At 64.6% G+C, this 26,028-nt stretch carries 19 protein-coding genes; 12 read left to right on the plus strand and 7 right to left on the minus strand.

Going from position 1 to position 26,028, the window contains the following annotated elements; all coding sequences use genetic code 11:
* Window position 1: 1 nt before the first annotated feature.
* Window positions 2-1,009, plus strand: a complete 1,008-nt coding sequence (gene hpnH / locus ACOGXH_RS04005; RefSeq protein ID WP_419927827.1) for an adenosyl-hopene transferase HpnH — start codon at window positions 2-4, stop codon at window positions 1,007-1,009.
* An 89-nt stretch (window positions 1,010-1,098) separates the two neighbouring features.
* Here the strand turns inward: hpnH and ACOGXH_RS04010 are convergent, their stop codons facing one another.
* The 4 genes from ACOGXH_RS04010 to ACOGXH_RS04025 form a co-directional block, all read right to left on the minus strand.
* Complete coding sequence (locus ACOGXH_RS04010; RefSeq protein WP_419927828.1) at window positions 1,099-3,621, minus strand: M1 family aminopeptidase; 2,523 nt, start codon at window positions 3,619-3,621, stop codon at window positions 1,099-1,101.
* 69 nt (window positions 3,622-3,690) lie between these two features.
* Window positions 3,691-6,540 carry an ABC transporter permease subunit gene (locus ACOGXH_RS04015; RefSeq protein WP_419927829.1) on the minus strand — a complete coding sequence of 950 codons (2,850 nt, stop codon included), beginning with the start codon at window positions 6,538-6,540 and terminating at the stop codon, window positions 3,691-3,693.
* Window positions 6,540-8,717 carry an MFS transporter gene (locus ACOGXH_RS04020; protein ID WP_419927830.1) on the minus strand — a complete coding sequence of 726 codons (2,178 nt, stop codon included), beginning with the start codon at window positions 8,715-8,717 and terminating at the stop codon, window positions 6,540-6,542. The genes ACOGXH_RS04015 and ACOGXH_RS04020 overlap by 1 nt, the downstream gene beginning before the upstream one ends.
* A gap of 24 nt (window positions 8,718-8,741) precedes the next feature.
* Entirely contained in the window at window positions 8,742-9,776 is a 1,035-nt protein-coding gene (locus ACOGXH_RS04025; protein WP_419927831.1) for a hypothetical protein, read from the minus strand.
* Window positions 9,777-9,861: 85 nt separating this feature from the next.
* On the opposite strand from ACOGXH_RS04025, the gene ACOGXH_RS04030 reads away from it, so the two are divergent.
* Both ACOGXH_RS04030 and ACOGXH_RS04035 read left to right on the plus strand, forming a co-directional pair.
* Window positions 9,862-11,271, plus strand: coding sequence for an ABC transporter substrate-binding protein (locus ACOGXH_RS04030; protein ID WP_419927832.1), 1,410 nt, complete (start codon window positions 9,862-9,864; stop codon window positions 11,269-11,271).
* Window positions 11,272-11,307: 36 nt separating this feature from the next.
* Window positions 11,308-13,698 carry a glycoside hydrolase family 3 N-terminal domain-containing protein gene (locus ACOGXH_RS04035; protein ID WP_419927833.1) on the plus strand — a complete coding sequence of 797 codons (2,391 nt, stop codon included), beginning with the start codon at window positions 11,308-11,310 and terminating at the stop codon, window positions 13,696-13,698.
* A gap of 25 nt (window positions 13,699-13,723) precedes the next feature.
* Here the strand turns inward: ACOGXH_RS04035 and ACOGXH_RS04040 are convergent, their stop codons facing one another.
* A complete protein-coding gene (locus tag ACOGXH_RS04040) occupies window positions 13,724-14,542 on the minus strand; it encodes a phytanoyl-CoA dioxygenase family protein (RefSeq protein WP_419927834.1) in 819 nt (272 codons plus the stop codon).
* Window positions 14,543-14,662: 120 nt separating this feature from the next.
* On the opposite strand from ACOGXH_RS04040, the gene ACOGXH_RS04045 reads away from it, so the two are divergent.
* The 5 genes from ACOGXH_RS04045 to ACOGXH_RS04065 are packed head-to-tail and all read left to right on the plus strand — an operon-like array spanning window position 14,663 to window position 20,240.
* On the plus strand, window positions 14,663-15,661 hold the full coding sequence (locus tag ACOGXH_RS04045; RefSeq protein WP_419927835.1) for a Gfo/Idh/MocA family protein: 999 nt from the start codon (window positions 14,663-14,665) through the stop codon (window positions 15,659-15,661).
* Window positions 15,661-16,626, plus strand: coding sequence for an aldo/keto reductase (locus ACOGXH_RS04050; RefSeq protein ID WP_419927836.1), 966 nt, complete (start codon window positions 15,661-15,663; stop codon window positions 16,624-16,626). The genes ACOGXH_RS04045 and ACOGXH_RS04050 overlap by 1 nt, the downstream gene beginning before the upstream one ends.
* Before the next feature lie 17 nt (window positions 16,627-16,643).
* Window positions 16,644-17,621, plus strand: a complete 978-nt coding sequence (locus ACOGXH_RS04055) for an adenosine kinase (protein WP_419927837.1) — start codon at window positions 16,644-16,646, stop codon at window positions 17,619-17,621.
* 56 nt (window positions 17,622-17,677) lie between these two features.
* On the plus strand, window positions 17,678-18,487 hold the full coding sequence (locus ACOGXH_RS04060) for a purine-nucleoside phosphorylase (RefSeq protein ID WP_419927838.1): 810 nt from the start codon (window positions 17,678-17,680) through the stop codon (window positions 18,485-18,487).
* A 31-nt stretch (window positions 18,488-18,518) separates the two neighbouring features.
* A complete protein-coding gene (locus ACOGXH_RS04065) occupies window positions 18,519-20,240 on the plus strand; it encodes a phospho-sugar mutase (RefSeq protein ID WP_419927839.1) in 1,722 nt (573 codons plus the stop codon).
* Here the strand turns inward: ACOGXH_RS04065 and ACOGXH_RS04070 are convergent.
* Window positions 20,207-21,139, minus strand: coding sequence for an aldo/keto reductase (locus tag ACOGXH_RS04070; protein WP_419927840.1), 933 nt, complete (start codon window positions 21,137-21,139; stop codon window positions 20,207-20,209). The genes ACOGXH_RS04065 and ACOGXH_RS04070 overlap by 34 nt on opposite strands.
* 70 nt (window positions 21,140-21,209) lie before the next feature.
* Complete coding sequence (locus tag ACOGXH_RS04075) at window positions 21,210-22,214, minus strand: hypothetical protein (RefSeq protein ID WP_419927841.1); 1,005 nt, start codon at window positions 22,212-22,214, stop codon at window positions 21,210-21,212.
* An 86-nt stretch (window positions 22,215-22,300) separates the two neighbouring features.
* Between ACOGXH_RS04075 and ACOGXH_RS04080 the strand changes: the two genes are divergently transcribed.
* The 4 genes from ACOGXH_RS04080 (at window position 22,301) to ACOGXH_RS04095 (ending at window position 25,999) form a co-directional block, all read left to right on the plus strand.
* Window positions 22,301-22,672: a DUF3499 family protein gene (locus ACOGXH_RS04080; protein ID WP_419927842.1), complete on the plus strand. Its 372-nt coding sequence runs from the start codon at window positions 22,301-22,303 to the stop codon at window positions 22,670-22,672.
* An 80-nt stretch (window positions 22,673-22,752) separates the two neighbouring features.
* Entirely contained in the window at window positions 22,753-23,973 is a 1,221-nt protein-coding gene (locus ACOGXH_RS04085; RefSeq protein ID WP_419927843.1) for an amidohydrolase family protein, read from the plus strand.
* A gap of 42 nt (window positions 23,974-24,015) precedes the next feature.
* Window positions 24,016-25,425, plus strand: coding sequence for an amidohydrolase family protein (locus ACOGXH_RS04090; RefSeq protein WP_419927844.1), 1,410 nt, complete (start codon window positions 24,016-24,018; stop codon window positions 25,423-25,425).
* Window positions 25,415-25,999: a superoxide dismutase gene (locus ACOGXH_RS04095; RefSeq protein ID WP_419927845.1), complete on the plus strand. Its 585-nt coding sequence runs from the start codon at window positions 25,415-25,417 to the stop codon at window positions 25,997-25,999. Before ACOGXH_RS04090 ends, ACOGXH_RS04095 begins: the two co-directional genes overlap by 11 nt.
* The last annotated feature ends 29 nt before the right edge of the window (window positions 26,000-26,028 follow it).

Consider the following 26,028-nt stretch of genomic DNA (forward strand, 5'->3'; position numbering starts at 1 on the left):
CATGCCTATTCCGATGAGACAGGCGGCAAAGGTGGGCACCTATGTGTTCAAGAACAAACTGCGCCGCCGAGAGAAGTTCCCGCTGATCGTGGAGTTGGAACCGCTGTTTGCCTGCAATCTGGAGTGCCCGGGCTGCGGCAAGATCCAGTACCCCACCGAGGTGCTGCGCAAGCGGGTCAGCGTGGACGAGGCGGTGGCCGCCATGGAGGAGTGCGGTGCCCCGATGGTGTCCATCGCCGGAGGCGAGCCGCTGCTGCACCCCCAGATCGACGACATGGTGGACGAGCTCATCAAGCGCAAGAAGTTCGTGTACCTGTGCACCAACGCGGTGCTGCTGCGGCGCAAGATCGACAAGTTCAAGCCGTCGCCCTACTTCTCGTTTGTGGTTCACGTGGACGGGCTCCAAGAGCGCCACGACCTGGCCGTGGCCCGAGAGGGAGTGTTCGACGAGGTTGTGGAGGCCGTCAACGAGGCCAAGGACAAGGGATTCCGAGTCACCACCAACAGCACCTTTTTCAGCACCGACAGCCCCGAAGACGTGCGCAGCGTGCTGGATTTCTTGAACGACGACCTAGAAGTCGACTCCATGATGATCTCGCCGGGGTACGCCTACGAGAAGGCCCCCGATCAGGAGCACTTCTTGCCGGTGGAGCAGACCAAGAGCCTGTTCCGAGATGCCTTCTCCGAGGGTAAGCGCAAGAAGTGGCGGCTGAACCACACGCCGCTGTTCTTGGACTTCCTCGAGGGGAAGGTGGAGTACGAGTGCACCGCGTGGGGCATCCCCAGCTACTCGGTGTTCGGCTGGCAGCGGCCCTGCTATCTCATGGCTGACGGCTATACCGAGACCTACCAGGAGCTGATCGACACCACCGATTGGGACAGCTACGGCCGGGGCAGAGATCCCCGCTGCGACAACTGCATGGCCCACTGCGGCTACGAGCCCACTGCCGTGTTCGCCACAATGAAGTCGCTGCGCGAGTCCATTCGGGCCGCAGTCGGAACTAACTAGCGCGTCCGGCGGACGGCGGGTCCTGTCACCTACGGCGGCCTGGCCGTCGGAGCGACCAGGTCCGCCTGCGGCGCCACCCCCCGCCCGCCTCAGGTGTTTGTTCCTCCGAGTTCCTCCTGAACTCGTCTTCGCAATTGCACGTTGATCTTCTGGCGTTCTAGGTGTTGGGCGACGATCAACGGTCCTTGGGGGACGGGGTGGGCTTCGAGAAACGCCTCCACTTCGGTGGCTAGTTCGGGGGTGGACAGGGCGCTGATGCCGCCGAGCATTCGGGGGACGATGGCCGAGGGGAGGCGTTGGTTGATTTCGGCCCACTGCTCGGCGATATACGCCCAGGCCCGGGGGCCGTGGTCGCGGTTTTCCAAACAGCCCCGGAGCACGAACCCGGCATCCTGGCTGCGCACGGTGCCGTCGAGGGTGGCCGCCAGGGTGCGGTCCATGAGAGCGGGGTCGTCGAAGGTGGTGAGCGCCATCAGGTAGCGCAGCTCGAGCTGCGGGGTGGGGGCATTCTCGTAGCGCTGGTGGATCTCCTCGTAGTCGACCTCGTCTCCGGTGGCGGCCACCACGGCGATAGCGGCCGCGGCCAGCGCGGGGTCGACGCCCTCGGCGGCCATCAGCCCTCGGCACCGGGCGATGGCCTCGGCGTCGTTGCCCCCCACGGCCAGGGTGCGCGCCAGCACGCCCCGCAGCTCGCCGATGCGGTCGTTCTCGCCGGCCACTGGCTCCCAGCCCACCCGACCCCAGGCCGGGCCGACCATGGCTCTTACTCGGGTCTGGAGCCCAGCCTGCCCAGCATCGGGCACCATGTGGTCGAGGGTGCCCAGCGTGCCGGCCAGGCGGCGCCACACCGCCAGATCGTCCTCCGCGGTGGCCAGGCGCTCGGCAAAGGCCAGGTAGTCGGCCACGCCCAGCCGGTCGGCCACAGTCAGGGCCCACTGGTCATCCACCAACACGTATCGCTGGAGCGGGTCTAGATCGGGGCCCGTGTCAAGCAGCCTGCCCAACAATTCACCTTCGTAGGCCACTCGGTAGAAGCCATCGGCACCGGCATTGACCATGACCCAATCGGGGCTGTCACCGCCAAGGGCGACCGGGTCTTCCAAAACCAACCGGTCGGTTCGCTCTCCGGTGTCGGTGCCCACTATGGCCACTACTGGCACCTGCCAGCGGGCGTCGTCGGTCTGTCCGTCGTAGCGGAACCGGCTTTGGCTGAGCGTGATCGTCCCGTCGTCGCGGGCCGCGGCGGTCACCACTGGGTGGCCGCCCTGGAAGATCCATGAATCCATCACGTCTCGGGCGGGCTCGCCGGTGGACTCGGCCAGCGCATCCCACAGGTCGTGGGTCTCAGTGTTGGCGTAGGAGTGACGCCGGAGATAGTGCCGGACCCCGTTGCGGAACTCGTCGGCCCCGAGGTACTGCTCCAGCATCCGCACCGCGGCGGCGCCCTTCTCGTAGGTGAGCAGGTCGTACATGCCCTCGGCGTCGGCGGGGGAGACCACCGGGTACTCGATGGCCCGGGTGGCGGCCAAGGCGTCCACGTCGAACGCCGCGGCCCGAGAGAGCCCGAAGGCCAGCCAGCGCTTCCAGTCGGGACGGTAGGCGTCCACCGCCAGCATCTCGCAGAAGGTGGCGAAGGCCTCTTTGAGCCAGATGCCATTCCACCACTTCATGGTGACCAGGTTTCCGAACCACATGTGGGCCAGTTCGTGGGCGATTACGTCCACCGCGGTCTGGCGCTCCTGCTGGGTAGAAGAATCGGCGTCGAGCAGCAGCAGAATCTCCCGGAATGTGACGCAGCCCATATTCTCCATGGCCCCGAAGGCGAAGTCGGGTATGCCCACCAGATCGAGCTTGTCGCCGGGGTAATCGATGGCGAAGTAATCCTCGAAGAACCCGAGGCAAAACGCTCCGGCGTCCAGGGCGAACTCGGTGAGGTGGCCCTTGCCAACGGGGTGGATGATGCGCAGCGGCGTGCCGTTCACATCCACCGGTTCGGTGGCCTCCAGGGGGCCCACAATGAAGGCCAGCAGGTAGGTGGACATCTCCATGGTGGGGGCGAACGCCACCTCCCGGCGGCCATTGCCGGCTGGCTGGGAATTGATCTCGGCCCCGGATGACACCGCCATCAGGTCCTTGGGCACCACCAAGGTCACCTCGAACACCGCCTTGAGATCGGGCTCGTCCCAGCAGGGAAACGCCCTACGGGCGTTGGTGGACTCGAACTGCGTGGTGGCGATCACCCTCTCATCGCCATCGTCGTCAGTGAACGTGGAGCGGTAGAACCCCCGAAGCTGGTCATTCAGCGTGCCGGTGAAGCTCAAGTTCAATCGAGCCGGCCCCGGCGACGCCGATTCGCCCAGCCGCAACACCGCCCGCTCGTGCTCGTCGTCGTAGTCGATCCCCGCTAGCGCCACGTCACCCAGATCGCCTTCGTTGATTTCCAGCTCAGCGGCGTTGAGTACGATCTCGTCCACCGGCTCCAAAATCTCGACGTCCACCCCCACCGTCCCCGCAAACGTGAACGCCTCCAGATCAGGCTCCAAACGCAGCTCATACCGCCGCGGCACCACGCCTCGGGGCAACCGATAAGGATTCGAGGAGTCCTCAGCCATCGGCTGAGACTAGATGACCTGATGAGGCTTCGTAGGCTCCAATCAGCGGGTTTGTGCTTTGGGGGTGTCTCAGTTGGGGGCTTGGTCGCTGCGGTCTATGGCTCGGGTGTCTAGGCCTAGGTAGCTGGTGATGACGGCGGGGTTGGTCCGGACTTCGGGGGGTGATCCCTGGGCGATGATGGAGCCGGCTTCGAGGCAGTAGACGCGGTCGCTGATCGACATGATGAGGGGCATGTCGTGCTCCACAATGAGCATGGCGGCGTTGAGATGGCGGCGGATTTCGACGATGAGCGGGCCGAAGGCCTCGGCTTCTCGCTGCGCCACTCCGGCAGTGGGCTCATCGAGGCACAGCATCTGGGCGTTAAGGGCGAGGAGTCCGGCCAGCTCGACGATTCTCCGGGTGCCGGTCGATAGGTCGGCGATCTGACGGTCGGCGTAGCGGCCCAGCCCGAGGAAGTCGATCAGGTCGTCGACTTGGGTGCGCGAGGCGCGCTTGCCCCGGGCAGAGCGGGCCCCGCTTGCAATTCTTCTTGGCACGAGTCTCTTTGGATTGGGGGAGGGCGTCGAGGAGGCGGCAACGAGAACGGATTCCCGCACGGTGAGTTCGGGAAACAGGGTTGCCGCTTGGAACGTGCGGCCCAGTCCTCGGCGGGATCGCTCGGCGGGTCTGAGGCGGTGGATCGGCATGCCGTAGAGTTCGACGCGGCCCTTGGACGGGACGAATCCGCCGATGGCGTTCATCAGGGTCGACTTGCCGGCACCGTTGGTGCCGATGAGCCCCACGATCTCACCGGGGGCTACTTCGACATGGGCGTTGTCAACCGCCAGCCGGCCGCCGAAACGCACGGAGATCTCGGTGGCTGCCAGGGCCGGACCAGAGGTCTCGGGCACCGCGGCCGGTGCAGGGAGCGCGGCGGGCACAGAATGGGTTTGCTTGGCCACCGGCGGTGGTCGGCGGGCCTCCAACCAGGTGACGATCCGGTCGCGGGCCGAATAGGCGATCTGCACAAGGCCGCTGGGAAAGTACAGCAGGAGAATCAGCAGGCCGACGCCCGAGGTGAACAGGGGGATCAGTCGGTTGGTGGGAGCGAAAGCGGGAAGCCCGATCACCCACAGGGCGCCGAACACCGGCCCGATGGTGGCGCCGATGCCGCCTATGATGGCCATGGAGATCAGCCGCAGCGATTCCCCGGTTCCGAAGAAACGACCCGTCAAGGGCACCTGGTGAATCACTCCGGCCAACAGGCCACCGCCTAATCCGGCAACTGCGCCGGCCAGCACGAAGGCGCGAAGCTTGGTTCGCGCCGGGCGAATGCCATAGGCCGCCGCGGCATCGGCGTTGTCCCGCAGGGCTCGGATGGCCCGGCCAAAACTGCTGCGGTGGATGCGAGCCACCGCGATCAGCACCACGGCCAAGATCCCGAGCAGCAGCCAGTAATAGGTGCGCTGATTGTCGAGGTCGAGCCCGAATACCTGGCCCCGGCGCAAGGGTACGGAGGAACTGTTTCCCCCGCTGAATATGGGTCGCCGGAACAGGTACTCCTCGGTGGCCAGGGCGAGAACGAACGTGGCCACGGCCAGCAGCAGACCCCGCACTCGCAGTGCGCCCACGCCCACCAGCCCGGCGAACGCGGTGGCGATCACCGCGCCGAGAACTACCGCGGCCGCGAAGGGGACGCCGCTGGACTCGAAGTCGAATAGCCGGTTATCGCCCCAGCCAATGTCCATTTGGATGCCCCGCTGGAATGAGGCTGCTGAGACGGCGCCAATTCCGGCAAAGGCCATCTGGCCCAGCGAAAGCTGACCGGCCCATCCGGTGATGATGGCCACCGACACCGCGCAGATCCCGAAGGCGAGGATGGTGGCGTAGGTGATCTGCCGCGACGGGGTGGCAACGATAATGGGCAGCAGCACCGCGATTGCCCCGGCAAGGCCAAGGGCGATCTTGCCCAGGTGCCGGACCCACCAGATAGACAGCAGGTGCTGGGGAATGGAGCGGATTCTGGGGGCAAACGAGTACCGCCCCGGTGCGTCATCGTCCTGGCGGCGCTGTATCGCCACCGCCACCAACACGCCGACCAGCAGGACGAACTCAAATAGCCCGCCTTCCACCGGGTAGTTGAACTTGACCAGCGAGAATGTCACGCCCACCACCATTCCACCGGCCAGCGACAGCAGGAACGACCGCATCCGGGCGATGACCGCGGCAGCCAGGGAATTGGCCATAGTGGTGAGTCCGACGGTCTCAAGGCCGCTCACGCTGCGGTCGGCCGACAGCAGGATCACCGCGATGGTGGACACCACCCCGGCGATCACCCAGATGGTGAACGAGACCCGCTTCGGGTTGATGCCCGAGACTCGCGACAAGTCGGGGTTGGCCGCGGTGGCCTGAACGGTTCGACCGTAGGGCGTGCGATCGAGCAACAGGGCAAGCGCAATGGCGACCAAAGGGACGACGATCAGCACGCTGAGCTGGGGGCCGGTGATGAAGAGCCCGGCCGCATCGGTCAGGGTTGTGTCGACGATGACGGGATAGCGGATGCCGATGCCTCCGCCGACCTCGGGATAGGCCAAGAGGATGCCCTGGGCCAGTTGGGCGACCCCGATTGTGGCCACCAGCAGGATCACCCTCGGCGCGGTGAACAACCGGCGCACCACGCTGGCTTCCACTATGGCGGCGAAGAGGGCGCCCACCGCGATGGCGGTGAGTGCCGCGGCCCAGAGGGGGACGCCCCAGCGCAGTGCCAGTAGGGCTAAGAGGCCGGCACCGGGCAATCCCAAATTCCCGGCCGCGAAATTGATGACCCGGGACGAGCGGAACACCAGGACGATTCCCATGGCCAGCATTCCGTACACCAGTCCGTTCACCACCCCGTCGAAGATGAGCTGGCGATTGGCCTCGAGGAACCCCAGTGGCATCAGCCCCCCTCGTCCCCCAAGAAAACTGCCCTGACCAGGTCATCTCGCTCGGCGAGCTCCGAGGCCGGCCCCTCGAACCGCACTTGGCCCTTCTCGATGAACACGGCTCGGTCGGCCAATTCCAGGGCGATGTTGAGCGACTGCTCGACGATGACAATGGTCTGCCCGGTGGATTGGAGCCGCTCGATGTGGCCCATGAGCTCGGCCACCGCAGTGGGAGCAAGGCCGAGCGACAGCTCGTCGATGAGGAGGACTTCGGGCGGGCACAACAGCGTTCGGGCCAATGCCAGCATCTGCTGTTGGCCGCCCGACAAGGAGTCGGCCCGGTCGTCGAGGCGGGAGCGCAGTTCAGGGAACAGCTCTAGGGCATGCTCGATGCGACGCTGTCGCTCGGCCTTGTCATCTCGAAGCTGATGGGCCCCCATTTCCAGGTTGTGGCGAACGCTGAGCGGTGCCCACACGCCGTTTCCCCCCAGCAGGGTCTGGATTCCCATGTTCGTTCGCTGCTCGGGGGTGGAGAAGGTGATGGTGCGGCCGCCCAAGCGCACCACTCCCCGTTCCGGGGTGCCCAGGCCGGCGATGACCCGCAAGATGGTCGACTTGCCAGCGCCGTTGGTTCCCAGCAACGCCAAGGTCTCGCCCTTGCGGACTTCGAAGCCCACGTCGAACAGAACCTGAACGTTGCCGTAGCTGAAATCGATATCGGCCAATTGCAGGGCGGGAATGTGCTCGGGGCTTTCGAGTTGGCGGTCGTGTTCGGCCTGCTCCTCGAGTATCTCGGCCACGTTGCGCGACAGGTCGTGCCGGATGTGACGGGCGCCGTTCAACATGAAGGCCCCGCCGACGATGGTGGAGGGCAGGCCCAGCACCAGGATGGTGGTCTTGGGGCCGCTGGCATCGACCACCATGGCCGACAGCAGCCCGCCGCCGGCCGCGCCAATGAAGAAGATGTACAGCGTGGCCAGCGACGACCCGATGCCCCGAAGCCGGTAGGGGACGACGGCTTGCATCAGGGGCCCGACCATGGCGAAGGCCGCGAACATCATCAACGCCCCGGGAACATCCAGCACGGCGAAGAGCCACGGGTTGGGCATGTTGAACTGGATGGGGAGCAAAAGCGCCGAGGGCAGAATCAGCGCTCCGATCAGCGTCATCGACCGGGTGGGGTTCTGGCGGTAGAAGCGATCGAACCATCGGCCGACGAACGGCATGATGGCGATTACTCCCACGCCTGAAGCGGTGGTGAGGGTGCCGCGGCCCAGAGGCCCTAGGCCATACTCGTCCTCGAGGAACAACGAGGTGAGCACCGGTCGGCTAAACAGCCCGAATCCCAGTGCCGCGAACCCGAGGAGTACCGCGCGCAGGGTGGCCACCTTGTTGAGCCGGGCGAACGCCGCTTCCAGCGAGATGGGGGCAGGGTCGACGGCGTCGCCAGCCTTGCCCAGTACGTCGTTCTTTTCCCACTGGCCCCGCACCGGTTCAGGGAGTCGGAAGGCCAGCACGGCCACGACAGCCACCGGGATCCACAGGGTGTAGTAGGTCCAACGCCAGCTGACGACGGCGGCGATGCCCCCCACCAGTACCGGGCTGATGATGCTCACCGTGCGTCCGGACATGATGGTGAGCGACGCGATGCGGCCTCGCACCCCGATGGGGTACTGGTCGGCGATGAGCGAGTTGTGAACGGGCATGGTGTTGGACTTGGCGATCCCGGTTCCGAGTCGGGCAAAGAAGAACACCACCACATTGCGGGCCAGGCCCGACAGCAGCGAGAAGAGTCCGAAGGCGAGGCTGGCCGCTCCGATGACCGGTCCCCTGCGAAATCGATCGGCCAGCCAGCCCATGGGCAATGCCCCCAGGAACACAAATGACACCGAGGCCGCCCCCAAGAAGACGATGACCCCATCGCCAACCCCGAAGCTGTCGCGGATCTCGGGAGCGAGAACTGCTAGCGCCGCCGCTTCAAGCTCGTCGAGGCTGTTGAGTATCAACAAGACAACGAAGGTGGCAATGCCTCCCTTGGCCAGCCCCTCGCGCAGCGACATCTCTTGGCTGCCCACGCCGGGCAGCACGTCATCGGGGAACAAAATCTCATCGTCAGCGTCGGCTTTATCCGTTTGGCTGTCGAGTACCCGACGGGACAGGGCACCGGCGTCGTCGCGGGCCGCGTCGGTCATCTGTCCCCCTTTCCGGCGGTGTGGTTAACGGTTCTGAAAGAGCTCTTGGGTCTCTTGTCGGTGCATGAACCGCGGGTCGGACAGGGCAGCGGCATAGCGCGATGGCAAGCCATCCCACGAGCCGATCCTGGTGTCCCCGTAGAACGGGAACAAGCCGTCTCGCCAGTCGGTGGCAATCACCGTGAGGGCCTTGATCTCGGGTCGGCGGCGGACCAGTTCGAACATGGCTTCGTACCAAGCCCATTGATCCTCTATGTCGCCGATCTCGAGCAGCCCGTCGCGAAACGACTCGGGGCGATCGGGGTCGACCAGGTTCCAGTCGAAGAAAAACGGGCAGGATTCGGGGATCATCACCGGTTTTTCCTCCTCCCGGCATCGGTCGAGGAAGGCGGTCGTTTCGGGGCGCTCGAAGCCGATCGGGGCGAACACGTCCATGGCCGCCCAGTCGACGTACTCGTTGCCGGGCCACCAGTCGAACGGGTCTCGGAACTGGAACGAGCCGGCCGCTGAACACCACGTCGAAGCCACGTTGTGAGCCTCCTCCTTTTGAAAGATCTGCACAATGTGGGGAAAGAGGTCTTTGTAGGCCTCGGTGTCGTGGGGGTCGAAGCTGAGGTTGAACTCGTAGCCGATCCGCAACCACACCGGCACCTCGAGCTTGCGCAGGCACCGGGCCATGCGGCGCAGCGACTCGTCGCAGGACCCCTTGGCCACCTCCCGCTCAACCGGGCGGACGTGGAGTCCCACGATCAGCCCAATCCGAGGGCGCTTGGCTACGAGATTGCCGATTCCCTGGCAAAAGGCATCGAGAATGCCGTCGCTGGTGTCGTGGACGTGGGCGTAGGTGCTGACCACTCCCGGCTTCGGATCGATGGTGGCTTCGTACTCGCACAGCTCCTCGTCGGCCACCAGCTGAGGTCGATCCTCGACGCCGAGCTGGCCCCAGCAGTGGAGCACCCGACCGGCGGGAGGCTCGAACGAAGCGTCGAATTGAACCGGCTCGTGGGAGCGATCGGGGGGTTGGACGGTGATCTGCAAGGTGCCGGAGTCCCGCCGCATGGCCCAAACCTAATGTGAAAACATAAGGGGCCAGAGTTTCACGGGGGACGGAACGATGCGCTTGAGATTCATAGGGATATTCACTGTGCTGGTTTTGTTGGCATCGGCATGCGGAGGCGGGGATTCTGAACCGGCAGCCGACGACGGTGCTCAGGAGCCGGAGACGCAGCCGGTCCAAGAAGAGGAGACTGCGCCGTCGCCAACAGATGCACCGGAGGGCGCGGCCGGGCCGGAAGAGCCTGCGCCTGAGGCCACACCGTCGGCGGCAGAGACTGCTGAGCCCGAGGAGGCGCCGGAGCCCGAGGCGCCGGAGCCCACCCCCGAGCCCACGCCGATCGTGCTCACCGATTCGTTCCGAGGCGTCACCGCCGAAGCAATCAAGATCGGGATTGTCATCATCGACCTCTCCGTAATTGGACGGTCCAATGGTGACGTGGAGGCGAAGTGGCAGGCTGTTATCGACGAAGTCAACGCCAGTGGCGGAGTCCTCGGCCGCCAGCTTGAGCCGGTTTATGAGTTCTATTCGCCACTGGGCGATGTCGAAACCGAAGCCGCCTGTGTGCAACTGACCCAAGACGAGCAGGTGTTCGCCGCCATGGGACCGCTGCTGACCAATCTGACCTGCTTTACCGATGTGAACGACACGATCTTCATCAACACCTTCGAAATCAGCCAAGAGGAGTACGACCGCTCGAAGGCCGTTGCCATCGGCCCGGGATCGCTCCCCGCACGGGGCGCGGCGATCAGCGTTGAGGCGCTGGTGGGGGCCGGAGCCTTTGATGGGCCGGTGGCGGTGCATGTCGCCGTGGACACTGGATCGGAGCGCGATCACTACGTGGATGCGCTTGTTGCCGCGGGAATTGAGGTGGTGTCCGAGACCGCCGCCACTGACACCGGAGGAGACGCCGCCGCGGCTGAAGCCGAAATGCAGGCATTTGCCCAGCGGTGGCAGGCCGACGGTGCCGAGATCATTTTCGGCGTGGGTTCAGGAGCGGTCCTCGGGATCGTTTCCGGCTTAGATCGGGGTCCCTACCGCCCGGCGATTGTGTTCGTTGGCCCCATCGGTTTCGATACTCAGCTCTATCGCGATCTCGGCTACTCCACTGATCCCCTCGAAGGGGCAATTGCACTCGGCTCACTGGGATTCGAAGAGCTGGCCTTGGCTGGTGATGCAAGCATTGCCGCTTGCATCGAACGCTTCGAGGCGGCATCAGACGAGACAGTGCTCATTAGCCCCGAGCCCGGCGAAATGGTGAACCTGAACACCACAATCTGGGCGTGCCAAGCAGTGGAGATCTTCACCCAGATCGCCACAGCCGCCGGAGCCGACCTCACCAATGATTCGTTCCGGGCCGCCGCCGAGAGTGGTCTCATCCTCGACGTGACCGCGAATTCGGCGGCATCGGTGGCCGCCGGCAAGTTCGACATCAGCGATGGGTCCCCGATTCTCCTTGTCTTCGACCCACCCTCCGACGCCTTCGTCCCCATGAACTAATTGATGGACGATTCCAGTTTGCCTATCCCTGAGCGGGTGGCTGATCTTTTATCGCGCATGACCTTGGAAGAAAAGGCCGCCCAGGTAGTGGGCGTCTTCCCCGGGATGTTCATGGGGCCTGCCGGGCCTGATCCCGACAAGATGAGCGAGTTGATTCCCCACGGGGTGGGCCACATCTGCATGGGCGGGGGCCTGGCCAGAAGGCCCCGGGAACTGGCCTTGGTGCTCAACACCATCCAGGAGTGGTTGCGGGACAACACCCGGCTGGGGATTCCGGCCATGGTTCACAACGAGTCGCTGTGCGGGCTGGCCCAAGACTCCGCCACCGCCTTCCCCACCGCCATCGCCCTGGCGGCCACGTTCCAGCCCCGGCTCATCGAGCAGATGGCCGGTGTGGCCAGCCGTGAGGCCCGAGCGGTGGGCATCAATCATGTGCTCTCGCCGGTGCTGGACGTGAACCGGGACGCTCGGTGGGGCCGAGTCCACGAGACCTACGGCGAAGATCCCTTTCTGTGCACCGCGATGGGCATCGCCTTCGTCCGCGGCATGCAGACCGACGACCTGGGCAGGGGCACGATCGCCACCGGCAAGCACTTTCTCGGCTACTCCTATACCGAGGGAGCCCTCAACCAGACGGCCAGTCCCATGGGCCCCAGGGCAGTACACGAGGTCTACGCGCTGCCCTTTGAAGGTGCCATCCGCGACGCCGGACTGGCCTCGGTGATGAACTCGTACTCCGAGATCGACGGTGTGCCGGTGGCCGGCTCTCGGGAGCTCCTCACCGGCCTGCTGCGCGGCCAACTCGGATTCCAGGGCTGCGTGGTAGCCGACTACTCGGCGGTGGCCCGGCTCCGTCAGCCCCACGCCGTCGCCGCCACCGACGCTGAAGCCGGGGTGCTGGCCCTGTCGGCCGGTCTCGACATCGAATTGCCCACCGGCATCGGCTACTCCTCGCTGCCTGATGCCATCCGAGACGGAGATCTCGACGAATCGGTCCTCGACTTTGCGGTAGAGCGGGCTTTGACCCAACGCTTCCAGGTTGGCCTCATGGACTCTCCGACCGTCGATCCCGAAGAGGCGACAGCCGCCTTCAATGAGCCAGAAGCGCTGAAGCTGTCCCGAACAATCACGGACGCGTCGCTGGTCTTGCTGGAGAATGACGGGACTCTTCCCTTGGGCCCCGACGCCGGAACGGTGGCGGTGATCGGGCCGATGGCTGACACGCTTCGGGGCTTGTTCGCGGCCTACACCCCAGCCGCCGCCCTCGAACTCTTCATGGCGATGTCTCAGGGTCTCGGAGGGTCGATGGCCGGCGTGTTCGAGGCTTCCGATGATGCCGACGACTCGAGCACTTCCGACCCAACCCTGGACGCGGTCTCCCAGGTCTTCCACAGCACCGGGGCCATCATCGACCCGGCCGAACTGGATCAGGGGATCGGCGATCTATACCCAACCATGGGCACCATTGCCGACGCCATCGGCCAGTACGCCCCGGTCACGAGCATCAAGGGCTGTGACTGGACCCGCCGTGAAGAAGACGGGATCGACGAAGCGGTCGCTGTGGCCCAGGCCGCCGACGTGGTGGTGCTGGCCGTGGGCGAGAAAACCGGCTGGGTGGGCGACGCCACTGGAGGAGAGGGCCGGGATCGCAAGACCCTCGAGCTTCCCGGAGCTCAGTCCCAACTGGTGCGACGAGTGATCGCCACCGGAGTTCCCACCGTTGCGGTCGTGGTCAGCGGCCGGCCGCTGGATATAGCCGGTGACCTCGCCGGGGCCAAAGCCATCCTCCAGGTTTGGCATCCCGGGCCTGAGGGTCCCCAAGCCATCGCCGCGGCCCTGTTCAGCGAGCTGAACCCCGGAGGCAAGCTACCCGTTTCATTTCCTGCGGGTGTGGGGGTGTCGCCGACCTACCACGGGCACAAGCACGGCAGCGGCTCGTCATCCGACCGGGCCTATGTGGACGGACCCAGTGCTCCGGTCTGGGCCTTTGGCCACGGCCGCTCCTACACCTCATTCGAGATCAGTGACCTCGCCCTGTCTGACACCAGCGTCCGGGCTGGAGATGTGGTTGTGATCGCCTGTGGTGTGAAGAACACGGGGGATCGAGCTGGCGATGAGGTTGTGCAGTTCTATGTGAGAGATGTGGTGGGGTCGATCACCCGTCCTGTACGGCAGCTGGCTGGCTTCCACCGGGTGTCGCTTGACCCTGGGGAGAGCTGTCGGGTGGAATTCGACTTCGACACCAGCCAACTCGCCTTTCTCGACCGCAATTTCGAATTGGTGGTCGAGGAGGGCGATATCGAGGTGATGATCGGGTCGTCGTCGGTCGACCTCCCGCTGAGAGCCAATATCCGGTTGATAAGCAGCCTCAAGCTCGATCACCGCACGTCGTTCACAACTACTTCTCGCGTGGACGAGCGAAGATAGCCAGATTGCGGCGGGTTAAACCTGATCAGCGGGTTTGGCCTTCCACGCCGACTTGGTCGAGCACGTCGCCGCTGTCATTGTGGCTGTGGGTGAAGCCCAACTGGCGCTCGATGGCCACGGTCTCCTCGGCGCGGAAGGCAATCACGTAGGCCCGGCGGAACCCGGCGGTGGAATTGCCGCCTGAGCCGTGCATGACCCGTTCGTTGTGAACGGTCACGTCGCCCCGGCTGATGGGCACGGGGAGTGGCTCGTCGCCGTCTTGCAGGTTGGTTCCCAAGGCGTGAGACTCGCCCCGGTCGCCGTATTGGGGGGTGTGGGGCCGCAGCGCCTCCTCCCGGTTGGTGGCAGGCACGAAGCGCATGCAGCCATTGGCGATGGTGGAGTCGTCGATGGCCAGCCAGAACGTGGCCGTGCGGGTGTCGGGGGTATCGGGCCAGTAGGCCATGTCCTGATGCCAGGCGAACACGGCGTCTTCCTTGTACGGCTGTTTGGCCAAGATCTGGTCGTAGTCGATGGCCATCCCGTCGCCGCACAGCTGACGAGCCGCTGACGCCGCCCGCCGCTCGTAGATGTTGCCCTGCCAGGCCGGGTAGTAGCGCCGGGGGAGCATGACGTTGATGATCGAGAAGTCCTCGGGGTCCCGGCCGTAGTCGCCGGCCATATCGCAGTAGTCCTTGCCCGGCACATCGATCTCCCGGCGCAGGAAGCGGTCGTAGGTGCCCTCGAGTTCGTGGACCTCGTCGTCGGTCAAGAGTCCCCGCAGATGCACGTAGCCGTGCTCGGCGAAGTAAGCCTTCTCCTCGTCGGTTACCCGGTACTCATCACCGTCGATTCGGTCACTCATGAACGCGGTTCCCTGAAGCGGACTGGACAAATGCACAGTAGCGGAGGCGTCCTGCCTCAGTAATGCCCTGCCAAATGGGGTCCGTTAGCCTCGGACCTCGCTGGGTTCAAGGAGGCGACAGTGGCCGAGGGAGACGACATTCGGTTTGGCATGGTCGGCCACGGCCACATCTCCGGACAGTTCTTGGCCGCAATGGAGGTTGTGGAAGGTGCCCATGTTGGCACAGTGGCCGGCAGAGACAGCGGTCGGGCCAGCGCGTTCGCCCAAGATCGGGGCATCGCCGCGAGTTACGGATCGGTCGGCGAGATGCTGAATGCCGAACAGCTTGATGCGGTGTATATCTGCACACCCCACCCGTCTCATGTTGAGGCGGCCATCGCCTGCATTGATGCCGGGGTGGCCGTGCTGGTGGAGAAGCCCATGGCACCCACGTTGGCCGGTGCCACTCGCATCGTGGACGCCGCCCAGGATGCGGGCGTGTTCGCCATGGAGGCGATGTGGACCCGGTTTCTGCCCATCTATGATGTCGTGCGCCGCTGGGTCGACGAGGGTCGCATCGGGGAGGTTCGGCAGGTGACGGCCTCGTTCGGCTTCGCCGCTCCGGTGATGCCCGAGCACCGGCTGTTCAATCCCGACCTCGCCGGGGGAAGCCTGCTCGACGTGGGGGTGTACCCATTGACCATCGCCCATTGGCTCTACGGATCCCATCCTTCTGAATACGGGGTGGTGGCCAGGGTGGGCGAAACCGGCGTGGACGAAGTCGTCTCCATTGCCGCGTCGTATCCCGGCGGCGGACTGGCCCAGCTGGGCTGTGCCACCGTGGCCAACCTTGACTTCAGCGCAATGATCTACGGCACTGCCGGGTCTATTGAGATCCCGGTTTTCTTTGCCGCCGAACGGGCCATCCTGCGGGCCGGAGCAGAAGATGAGACCGAGGAGATCCCCCATCGGGCCAACGGATTCGAATACGAGATCCAAGAGGTGGTGAACTGCGTGCGGGCCGGTCGCACCGAGAGCGAACGCATGCCGCTGACCTTGACGTTGGAGATGGCCGGTTTGTGCGATGAGATTCGAGGCAGGCTCGGAGTTGTCTACCCCTTTGATGAAGGCGGTTCGTGATGCAGTACTTCGAACTCCCCGGAGTGGATACTCCCGTCAGCCGAGTGGTCCAAGGAGCGATCAGCCTGTTCGCCCTTGACGAGGAGACCCGCCTGGAAATGCTCGATGCTGCATTAGAAGGGGGGATTACTGCATTCGACACCGCAGTCAACTACGCCTTCGGCGACATGAGCGTGGATGCCATGCTCGGCCGTTGGATCAGCCATCGGGGTGGTCACGAAGACGTCGTCGTGATTGCCAAGGGGTGCCATCCGGATGTTTCCGACTGGGGATCCCGGGTGAATCCCGATGCCACCGTCGAAGACATCGACAAGTCGCGCCAGCAGATCGGCATCGATCGGATCGACCTCTGGATGTTCCACCGCGACGACCCGGCTGTCGAGATCGGAATTCTGGTTGAGGAGGTCAACTCGGCCATCGATCGGGGCCATATCGGGGCTTGGGGGGTGTCGAATTGGGCGACGGCCCGCATTGAAGCGGCGTTGGACTATGCCGCCGCCCATGATCTGAGGGGTCCTGTAGCCAACAGCGCCCACTACAGCCTTGCCGATCAACTCGATGATCCTTGGCCCGACGTGGTCACCCTCACCGGAGCTGATCGGGAAGCCGACCGGCAGTGGCATCGACAGCGAGATGTAGCGGTTGTCGCCTGGTCGTCGCTGGCCGGGGGTTTCCTGAGCGAACGGATCAGCCGGGCAGAGCTTGAATCCGCCGAGGGATTCATCGCCGACACCGCCCGCTGCTATTTCAACGACGACAACTGGGCTCGGCGAGAGCGGGCCGCCGAGGTGGGCCGTCGACTCGGCCTGAGCCTCAGCCAAGTGGCGCTGGCCTGGGCACTCCACGCCGACTTCAATCCTCTGGTCATCGTGGCCAACGCCACGGTGGAAGAAGTGGAAGAGAACATTGTCGCTGAGGGCACAGTTCTGGCTGATGCCGACCTCGACTACATCTTCTCCGGTTAGTGGCAGGGGGAAGAGGAGTGGGCGAGTTAGCCGTAGTCGGGATCGGCAACGCCATCGTCGATGTGATCAGCACTGAGGAGCACGATTTCATCGACGCTCATGGCCTGGTCAAGGGAGCGATGACGCTGATCGACGCCGACCGGGCTGAACAGCTCTATGGCGCAATGGCTCCGGCCATTGAGACATCGGGGGGCTCGGCGGCCAACACGGTGGCCGGGGTGGCCTCGTTCGGGGGGCAGGTGGGCTACATAGGCAAAGTGCGCGACGACCAGCTCGGCGAGGTATTCGCCCACGACATACGGGCGCTGGGGGTGCGCTTCGAGGTGGCCCCAGCCACCGCGGGGCCGCCCACCGCCCGATGCTTGATCATTGTCACCCCCGATGCGGCCCGGACCATGAACACCTACCTGGGGGCCAGCACCGAGTTGCACCCCGACGACATCGACCCCGATCTAGTGGGCGCAACCCAGGTGCTGTATTGCGAGGGCTACATCTGGGACGTGGACATCACAAAAGAGGCCATCCGCAAGGCCATCTCAATCTGCTCGGCCTCCGGGGGGACCATCTCGTTCACGTTGTCGGACAGCTTCTGTGTAGAGCGCCACCACCAGGAGTGGCTCGACTTGGTGGACGGCCCCATCGACCTGCTGTTCGGAAACGAGCATGAGATCTGCACCCTGTACGAGACTGGCGACGATTTTGAAGCCGCGATAGCCGCGGTGCAGGGGCGGTGCGCGGTGGCGGCCTTGACCCGGGGCGAAGGAGGCTCGGTTTTGGTCACCCCTGATGAGATCATCGAGGTGCCGCCTTCTTCGCCGCCCAATGTGGTGGACACCACCGGGGCGGGGGACCTGTATGCCTCTGGATTTCTATACGGCTGGACCCAGGGAATGGACCTGGCCCAGTGCGGATGGCTGGGCTCTCTGGCCGCCACCGAGACCATCAGCCAGTTCGGCGCCCGCCCCACTGGATCGCTGGCCCATTTGGCTGGCTAGCGCCTCCCCTCGATGGTGGTGCGGGAAGTGTCACCGGCGCCACCTACCATCAGGACATGAACCCATTCGAACGAGCTGAGCAGGCCGGAGCCCAGCTCATTGAGCAGTTGGGGGGCCACTTCGACGCTGCGGTGGTATTGGGCTCGGGCTGGGCCGAGGTTGCCCAGGGTCTGGGCACCGTTGATGCTGCGGTGGCCGCCGAATCCATTACCGGTTTCCATCCGCCGTCGGTGCCCGGCCACGGTGGCACGCTCAGTGCGGTAAACGTGGCCGATCGGCGCGTGCTGGTGATGGCGGGCCGGGTCCATCTCTATGAGGGACATCCACCGGCCGAAGTGGTTCACGGTGTACGAGCCGCAGTGGCCGCGGGATGCTCCACGGTGGTTCTCACCAATGCCGCTGGTTGTATGAACCCCGCCTTCGGAGTGGGTCAGCCGGTGCTGATCAGCGACCACATCAACCTCACCGGACAGTCCCCGCTGTTCGGCCCGGCACCGCCTGAGGGCTATGCCATCCGATTCACCGACCTGACCGACCTGTACTCGTCGCGCATCCGCGAGGCGGTGCGTGTCATTGATCCGTCGGTGGGCGAGGGGGTGTACGCCGGGCTTGTGGGACCGCACTTCGAAACCCCGGCGGAAATAACCATGCTGGCCCGCATGGGGGCCGACTTGGTGGGCATGTCCACGGTGCTAGAGGCCATTGCCGTGCGCCATCTGGGAGCCGAAGTGGCCGGCGTTTCGCTGGTCACCAACGCCGCGGCAGGAATGGGCGGCGCGCTCGACCACCGAGAAGTGCTCGACGCGGGGCAAGCCGCCCAGAGCCGGGTTACGGCAGTGCTGGGTGCTGTGATCGAGGCGCTGTGAACCCGGCGTTCACCCCTCGATGGGAGGCGCAGTGAGCACCAGCCCCCAGAAGCCAACCCTCAGCACGACGATGCGGGTCCCCGCCGATGCCGAGCGCCTTATACCAACGCCTGAGGAGTGGCTGGCTGCGGATCCCGACCCGAATACGAGGGCCGAGTTAGAAGCGCTGTTGGAAGCCGGCGATCAGGGAGGGATCGAAGATCGATTTGGCGACCGACTCTGTTTCGGCACCGCAGGGATTCGCGGCCCGATGGGCGCTGGCCCCAACCGCATGAACCGGGTGGTGGTCCGCCAGTTCGCCGCTGCGCTGGCCGGGTGGCTGGGTGGAAGGGGCGGGGTGGTGATCGCCCACGATGCCCGCCAGAACTCTGACATATTTGCCGCCGATGTCGCTGAGGTCTTGGCCGGGGCAGGTTGCTGGCCCGTGACGCTGCCCCCCAACACGCCCACTCCCGTTCTGGCCTTCGCCGTCACCCAACTCACCTGCGCGGCGGGTGTCATGGTCACTGCCAGTCACAATCCTGTCGGTGACAACGGCCTCAAGCTGTACCTGGCTGACGGTGCCCAGGTCATACCGCCCCACGACCAGGCCATCGAAGCGGCCATGGCCGCCCAGCCGCTACCGCCCCGCGACCTGCCCGATCGAGGTCCCGACCCGGAATGGCCTCAAAAGGTCACCGTTGAAGTGGAGTACATGGCAGCGATCTTGGCCAATGTGCCTCACCTCTACTCCTTCCATCCGCTGGCCTACACCCCGCTTCAAGGCGTGGGGCTGCACTACGTGAACTTCGCTCTGACATATCTGGAAAACGGCGAGCCGTTCGTCGTCGAAGACGAGGCCGAGCCCGACCCCCTCTTCCGCAACGTGGTGTCGCCCAACCCGGAGAACCACGACACCTTGGCCAAGGTCATCCGTAGGGCCGAGCAGATCGACACCCCGCTAGCCATAGCCAATGACCCCGACGCCGACCGGATGGCCGCCGCGGTGTGGGCCTACGAGAACGAGTGGCGGGTATTGACCGGCGACGAGATCGGAGCGCTGCTGTGCGACTGGATTCTGGGATTGAGGGTCGAATCAGGCGGCGACGAGCGGGTGGTGGCCAGCAGCATCGTCTCGGGCCGGCTGGTCGGTCGCATCGCCGAGGCCCAGGGCGCTACTCATGTGGAGACGCTGACCGGCTTCAAGTGGATTGCCCGCGCCGCCGACAACCTCGACCCCCGCGACGACGGCCTGGATTGGAGGTTGGTATTCGGCTACGAAGAGGCATTGGGATTCGCCTGCAACGACAGGGTGAGGGACAAAGACGGCATCAGTGCAGCCGTCCACTTCACGATGATGTGCCGGTGGCTGGCCTATGAGCACGGTCGCACCCCAATCGAGCGGCTAGCCGAATTGATGGACGAATTCGGCCTCCACCGAACCGATCAAGTCAGCATTGACCTGGACGGCCGCCCCGGCTCAGAACTCATGGACGTTATCCGATCGGCGCCGCCCGATCGATTCGGCACTATCGAGGTGTCCCAAACAACCGACTACATCGATGGGGTCGGCAGGCTCTATCCCGCTGACGTGCTCCGATTCGATCTGGCCGACGGCAGTCGGGTGTCGTTGCGCCCCAGCGGCACGGAACCCCAGATCAAGGGCTACATCGAAGTGGTCGGCGACACTACAATCCCCGACCCCCTCATTACTTTGAGCGAGTCGGTTCGAGAGTTGATCTATGAGGCCAGCTCGGCGATCTCGGATCGCTGAGCAGGCGACATTGCCCAGTCGGCCGCAGCCACATTGGAGGCCACTTGGGAGGGCTTGGTGGCGCCGCAGATGACGGTAGCCACCGCCGGGTTCGACACCAGCCACCCGATGGCTAATTCCAGGATGCTGTGGCCTGAGTCGGCGGCATAGCTGGTGAGCCGATCCACCGCGGCCAGGTTGTCCTCGCTCAAGAACATGTCCCGCATCTCGCCCTTCCAAAGGGAGAGCCGCGAGCCCTCGGGGGGTGTCATCCCCGAGTACTTGCCGGTGAGCAGCCCGGACTCCAAGGGGAAGTAGGGAACCACCGTCATCCCGGTGCGCTCGCAGGCATCGGCCACGCCTTCATCCTCTACGTCGCGGGTCAACACCGAGTAGTGGTTCTGCACGCTGGCGTAGTTGCCGGCGTCGACCTGCGCCGCAGCGCGGGCCGATTCGTCGATCTGCTCGGCGCTGAAGTTGGAGCACCCAATCTCCAAGACTTTGCCCTCGTCGACCAGGTCTTGCAGGGCGCCCAGCGTTTCTGCTTGGGGAGTGTCCGTGTCGGGCATGTGGAGTTGGTAGTGGTCGATGCGGTCGGTGTTGAGCCGAGTCAGGCTGGCCTCGACGGCTTGGCGGATCCAGGCCGGATCGCCGCCCTTCTGCCCCTCGGGCAGGGCCCCCGGATGCCCGAACTTGGTGGCCACAATCACCTGGTCTCGCCGGCTGCCCAGAGCAGCCCCGAGGAACTCTTCAGACTTTCCTCGACCGTACAGGTCGGCGGTGTCAAAGTAGTTGATCCCGGCGTCCAAAGCGGCGTCGACCACGGTCTGGGTGGCATCGGCGTCGATGGTCATACCGAAGTTGTTGCACCCCAGCCCGATCACCGAGGCCGACAAGCTTCCAATGCTGCGTATCTCCATGCGCTGGGACACTACAGCTACGACCGATCAGGTGACCTCTCAAGAAGGGCAATGGCCACGTGGCCGTCCACTACAGCGGAAAGCGGTGGGCGGCCTGTTCGTAGACGTCGGGAGCGAGGTCCCCTTGGGGTTGCCCCGACCTCACCGCCGCCACCTCGTCGACGGCCACCGTGGCACTCCTCAAACAGCAGGCGATGCCCACGGTGGGGTAGTCGCCGGTGGCGATCACCACATGGCCATAGCGGTCGGCAACCCCGAATGAATCGGCGAGTCCTGGCTCAAAGAGCGCTGGCGGCCGGGGGCTGTCAATCCAAAGTAGGCCGATTTCCACCGCATCGAGTCGGTAGGCCGAGGGAGAGCCGACCGAAGCCAGGTGGGCGCGGATGGCATCGGTCTCGCTTTGCGGTCCCTCGATGCGCACCATCCGACCTCCCTCAAAAGTCAGCGCCACCGACGACCGGGCGTACCAGGCCATCGGCAGCCAGATGTCGCCGGGCGACATCACCACGGTTCCATTAGCGGTTCCCGTGACGGGGGACGAACCGATCATCCCTCGGGGCCATTCGGCAACCGTGCCGGGGACGGTGGCCAGGCCGTCGTGCATCCACCGGCGGGCGCCTCTGAGACCGATCCGCAGATTCGTTCCCTGATCGTCACCCACATGCAGTTCCTGCCCGGCATCCAGGAGGTCCATGCCTCGCTTTACCCGGCGGCCCAATCCAACATGGGGCACGATTCCCCGCAGCTCACCAGTGCTGTGGGCCACCACCGACAGCACTCGGGCGTTCGAGGGGACCAAGGAGTTCACCGCATCCGAATGGCCATTTAGAAGGTTTACGACGATGTCGGGCGTTGTCGGATCGGCGCTCAGTCCTTCAGAAGGCAGTTCGTCGACAAAGACCGACGTGGGGAGGGCACCGATCTGTTCGAGCGCATGAACCGTGGCGTCGAGCAAGGCGGGATCAGTGGCATCATCAGAAAGCACCATCGCCGGACGGCCCGGCGCGGCCCGGCACAATTCAAGCTGTCGGGCCATGACGTCTACGGATCGGCGGTTTACTGATTCTGACTTCATCTCCTCACCTATCTACAGCCAGCTGGGGAGACGGCGCAACCGGGGTATCCGTTATTTTGGGGTTGGACAAGGGTATTTTTTCTTGTATGTCAGGAAGGTTTTGCGCGCGTGTGTGTTGCGGCGAGCGTGCTACGGCAATCCTGTTGATAAATGCCCAGGAATTGTCGGCGCAGATCGTCGGCATCCATGAAGACACCGGTATCGCCGGAGTGCCACTGTGCCGAGCTCATGCCGACGCCATTGTGGTGCCATTGGGATGGACGCTGTCGGATTCGCGCCCTCCGGCCGATGAATTCGAGCCTGAACTGGTGCTGATCGACGATGCTTCTTCGGATTCGTCTGAAGCCTTCCGGCTTCCAGAAATGGAGGAAGAGGCTGAGGACGACATGGAAGACGCTGCGGTGGGAGAAGTGCCCCCGCTGCTCAGCCGGGCATTCCGGGCCGCCGGCCTAGACTGAACCGAAGCCACCAGCACGAATTCCAAGATTGAGGGGCTGGCTTCTAGCGCAGGTCGTACCCCGAACCGTAGGCTTCGGCTATGACCATCGTCGATATCCACGAGAAGCCCAGTGATCTGCTGCTTCCCGACCCCGAGGCCCAGCGAATCCGATACACGCTCATCTCGGTTGACGACCACCTAGTGGAGCCGCCCTGGCTGTTCGAGGGCCGGTTGCCGGCCCGGTTCGCCGACCGGGCGCCCAAGGTTGTTGAGGGCGAGGACGGAGGTCAGCACTGGGAGTTCGACGGTGAGATCTACGCCCAGCTGGGCCTGAATGCCCTGGTGGGGCGGGCCGATCGCAATGACTTCACCATAGAGCCGGCCCGCTTCTCCGATATGCGCCGGGGATCCTGGGACATCAAGGCCCGCATCCACGACATGGACCTGGGCGGCATCTGGGCGTCGATCTGCTTTCCCAGCCAGATAACCGGATTCTGCGGCCGGGTGTATTCGGACTGCTCCGATCCCGAACTTGGCTTGGCGGTGACCCGGGCGTTCAACGACTGGATTTATGAGGAGTGGTGGGGCTCGTATCCCGAGCGCATTATCCCCATGGGAATCACCTGGCTGAAGGACGCCGATCTGGCCGCCGCCGAGATCCGCCGCAATGCAGAGCGGGGTTTCGTGGCCGTCACGCTGCCGGAGATTCCCCACAACATCGATCTGCCGTCCATCCACAGCGAATGGTGGGACCCGGTGTGGAGGGCGTGCGAGGAGACCGACACCGTGATCTGCCTTCATGTGGCGTCGTCGGGACACGTTATGCCCACTGATCCGGGCGGACCGCCCATAGGGGTGGGGGCCACCATGTTCCAGATGCACGCCTATGCGGCCGCGGCCGACTGGGTGTGGTCGGGCATCCCGGTGCGCTATCCCAACATCAAGATCGCCATGTCGGAAGGGGGCTGCGGCTGGGTGCCCATCATGTACGACAGGCTCAAGCACCAAATCGAGATCTCCGGTCACGGGCGCGGGGTGTGGCCCGGCGGAACCGACATCGGCCCCCACGAAGTGCTGATGCGCAACTTCTACTACTGCACCATCAACGACCCGTCGTCGATTGACGCGGTGATCGCAATGAACCTCGACCACACCATGGTGGAAACCGACTATCCCCACGCCGATTCCACCTGGCCCGAATGCCAGGACACCCTGGAATCGAAGCTGGGGCACTTGAGCGACGACGTCATCCGCAAGCTCACCCACGAGAATGCGGCTCGCTTGTTCCGCCATCCGCTGCCCGACGACTGCCTGCCCTAGTCCGATTGAGAACCTCGCCTCTGGGATAGAGCGGAGACTGCGGTGAGCCGATTCGGCCACCCGGTGATCGACGCCGATGGCCATGTGCTGGAGATAACCGCGGCCCAGCAGCCCCACCTGGAGCGGGTGCTGGGGGCTGACCTGTATGGGCGGTACTTGTCGGAGGGCCTTCCGATGCGCAACTCCCAGAAGGCTCGCAGTTTCGAAGAGCGCCGCCGGACCCGCTCGCCGCAGGGGGCCTGGTGGGGGACGCACACCGCCAATGTGCTGGACCGGGCCACCGCCATGCTGCCCGCCCTGCTTTATGAGCGGCTGCCGGAAGTTGGCATCGACTACACGGTGCTGTACCCCACCAACACCCTCACCAGCTGCGCGGTGGAAGACGCCGACTACCGCACCGGCCTGTGCCGGGCCTTCAACGAGTTCTACGCCGACGTCTACAACCCCTACGCCGATCGCATGGCCATGGCCGGGATCATCCCCGCTCACACCCCCGATGAGGCCATCGCCGAGCTGGAGCACTGCGCCGCGTTGGGCCTGAAAGTGGTGGTGTTCGCCGAAGGGGTGATGCGGCCCATCGACGAGCCCGACCAGCAGACCCGATCGGGCTGGCTATGGCCTGGCCAGCGCCACTGGTTCGACTGCTATGGGCTGGACTCGGCTTACGACTACGACCCGGTGTGGCGCCGCTGCGTCGAACTCGGCTTCGCGGCCACCTTTCACGGCGGGCTCTCCTTCCGCCCCGGCGTCCATACCTTCGTGTCCAGCTACACCGCCAATCACATCGGCCAGTTCCAGGCCCTGATGTACGAGCTGTGCAAATCGCTGTTCTTGGGCGGGGTCACCCGCCGCATCCCGGAGCTGCCGTTCGTGTTCTTGGAGTGCGGCGTGTCGTGGGGCACCCAGCTCTTGTGCGACATCATCGAGCACTGGGAGAAGCGCAGCTGGGAGGCCATCCAGCGCAACTTCGACCCTGCCCTGCTCGACATCGACGAATTGGGCCGATACTTCGAGCGCTACGGGGACAACTTTCGGGCGACTCTGGGCGACGACCTGGCCTCCTACGCCCACGAAATGCCCATCCACGGGGGCACACCCGAAGATCCCGACGAGTGGACTCAGCTGGCGGTGAGCTCGCCCGAGGAAATCGCCGAGTCGTTCGCGTCGTCGCTCTACTTCGGCTGCGAGGCCGATGATCGGGGTGTGCATGTGGCCTTCGGACCGGCTAACCCCTGCGGGGTAAGGCTCAATGCGGTGTTCTCCTCCGACATCGGCCACTGGGATGTGACCGACATCGGTTCGATCATGGACGAGGCCCACGGCTTAGTGGAACAAGGTCTGATCACCGAGGATGATTTCCGAGCGTTTGTGTTCGATAACCCGTTTCGGATGTATACGGCTATCAATCCCGAATTTTTTGCCGGTACCGTAATAGCCCGTTATGGCGTTTGAGCTTCCTCCCCTTCCCTACAGCCAAAGCGCGCTCGAGCCCTATGTGAGCGCTGAGACGATGAGCTACCACTACGACCGGCATCACGCCGGGTATGTGGCCAACCTGAACCGTCTGACTGACGGCACCCAGTGGGAAGGGGCCGAGCTCGAAAAGGTGGTCTTGGGCGCCGATGGCGCGATCTTCAACAACGCCGCCCAGATTTGGAATCACACCTTCTACTGGCACTCGATGAGCCCTGACGGGGGTGGCGCTCCCTCGGGCCCGGTTCGGGCGGCCATCGAGGAGTCCTTCGGCTCGACCGACGAGTTCCGCCGCCAGTTCGCCGACGCGGCCGTGGGCCTGTTCGGCTCGGGCTGGACGTGGCTGGCGGCCGACGAGAACGGACTCGCCATCGTGCAGACCGCAAACGCCGATCTGCCCTTGCTGCAAGATCGCCGGGCTCTGCTGGTGGTGGACGTGTGGGAGCACGCCTACTACCTCGACTACCAGAACGCTCGAGCCGCCTACGTCGAGGCGTTCTTGGATCATTTGATCAACTGGGAGTTCGTCGCCGAGAACCTCGCTTCCGACTGAACGAAGCGCGCCCACTACCATCGCCGCTT

This window comes from Candidatus Poriferisocius sp., from assembly GCF_965208355.1.
GTDB lineage: Bacteria > Actinomycetota > Acidimicrobiia > Acidimicrobiales > Bin134 > Poriferisocius.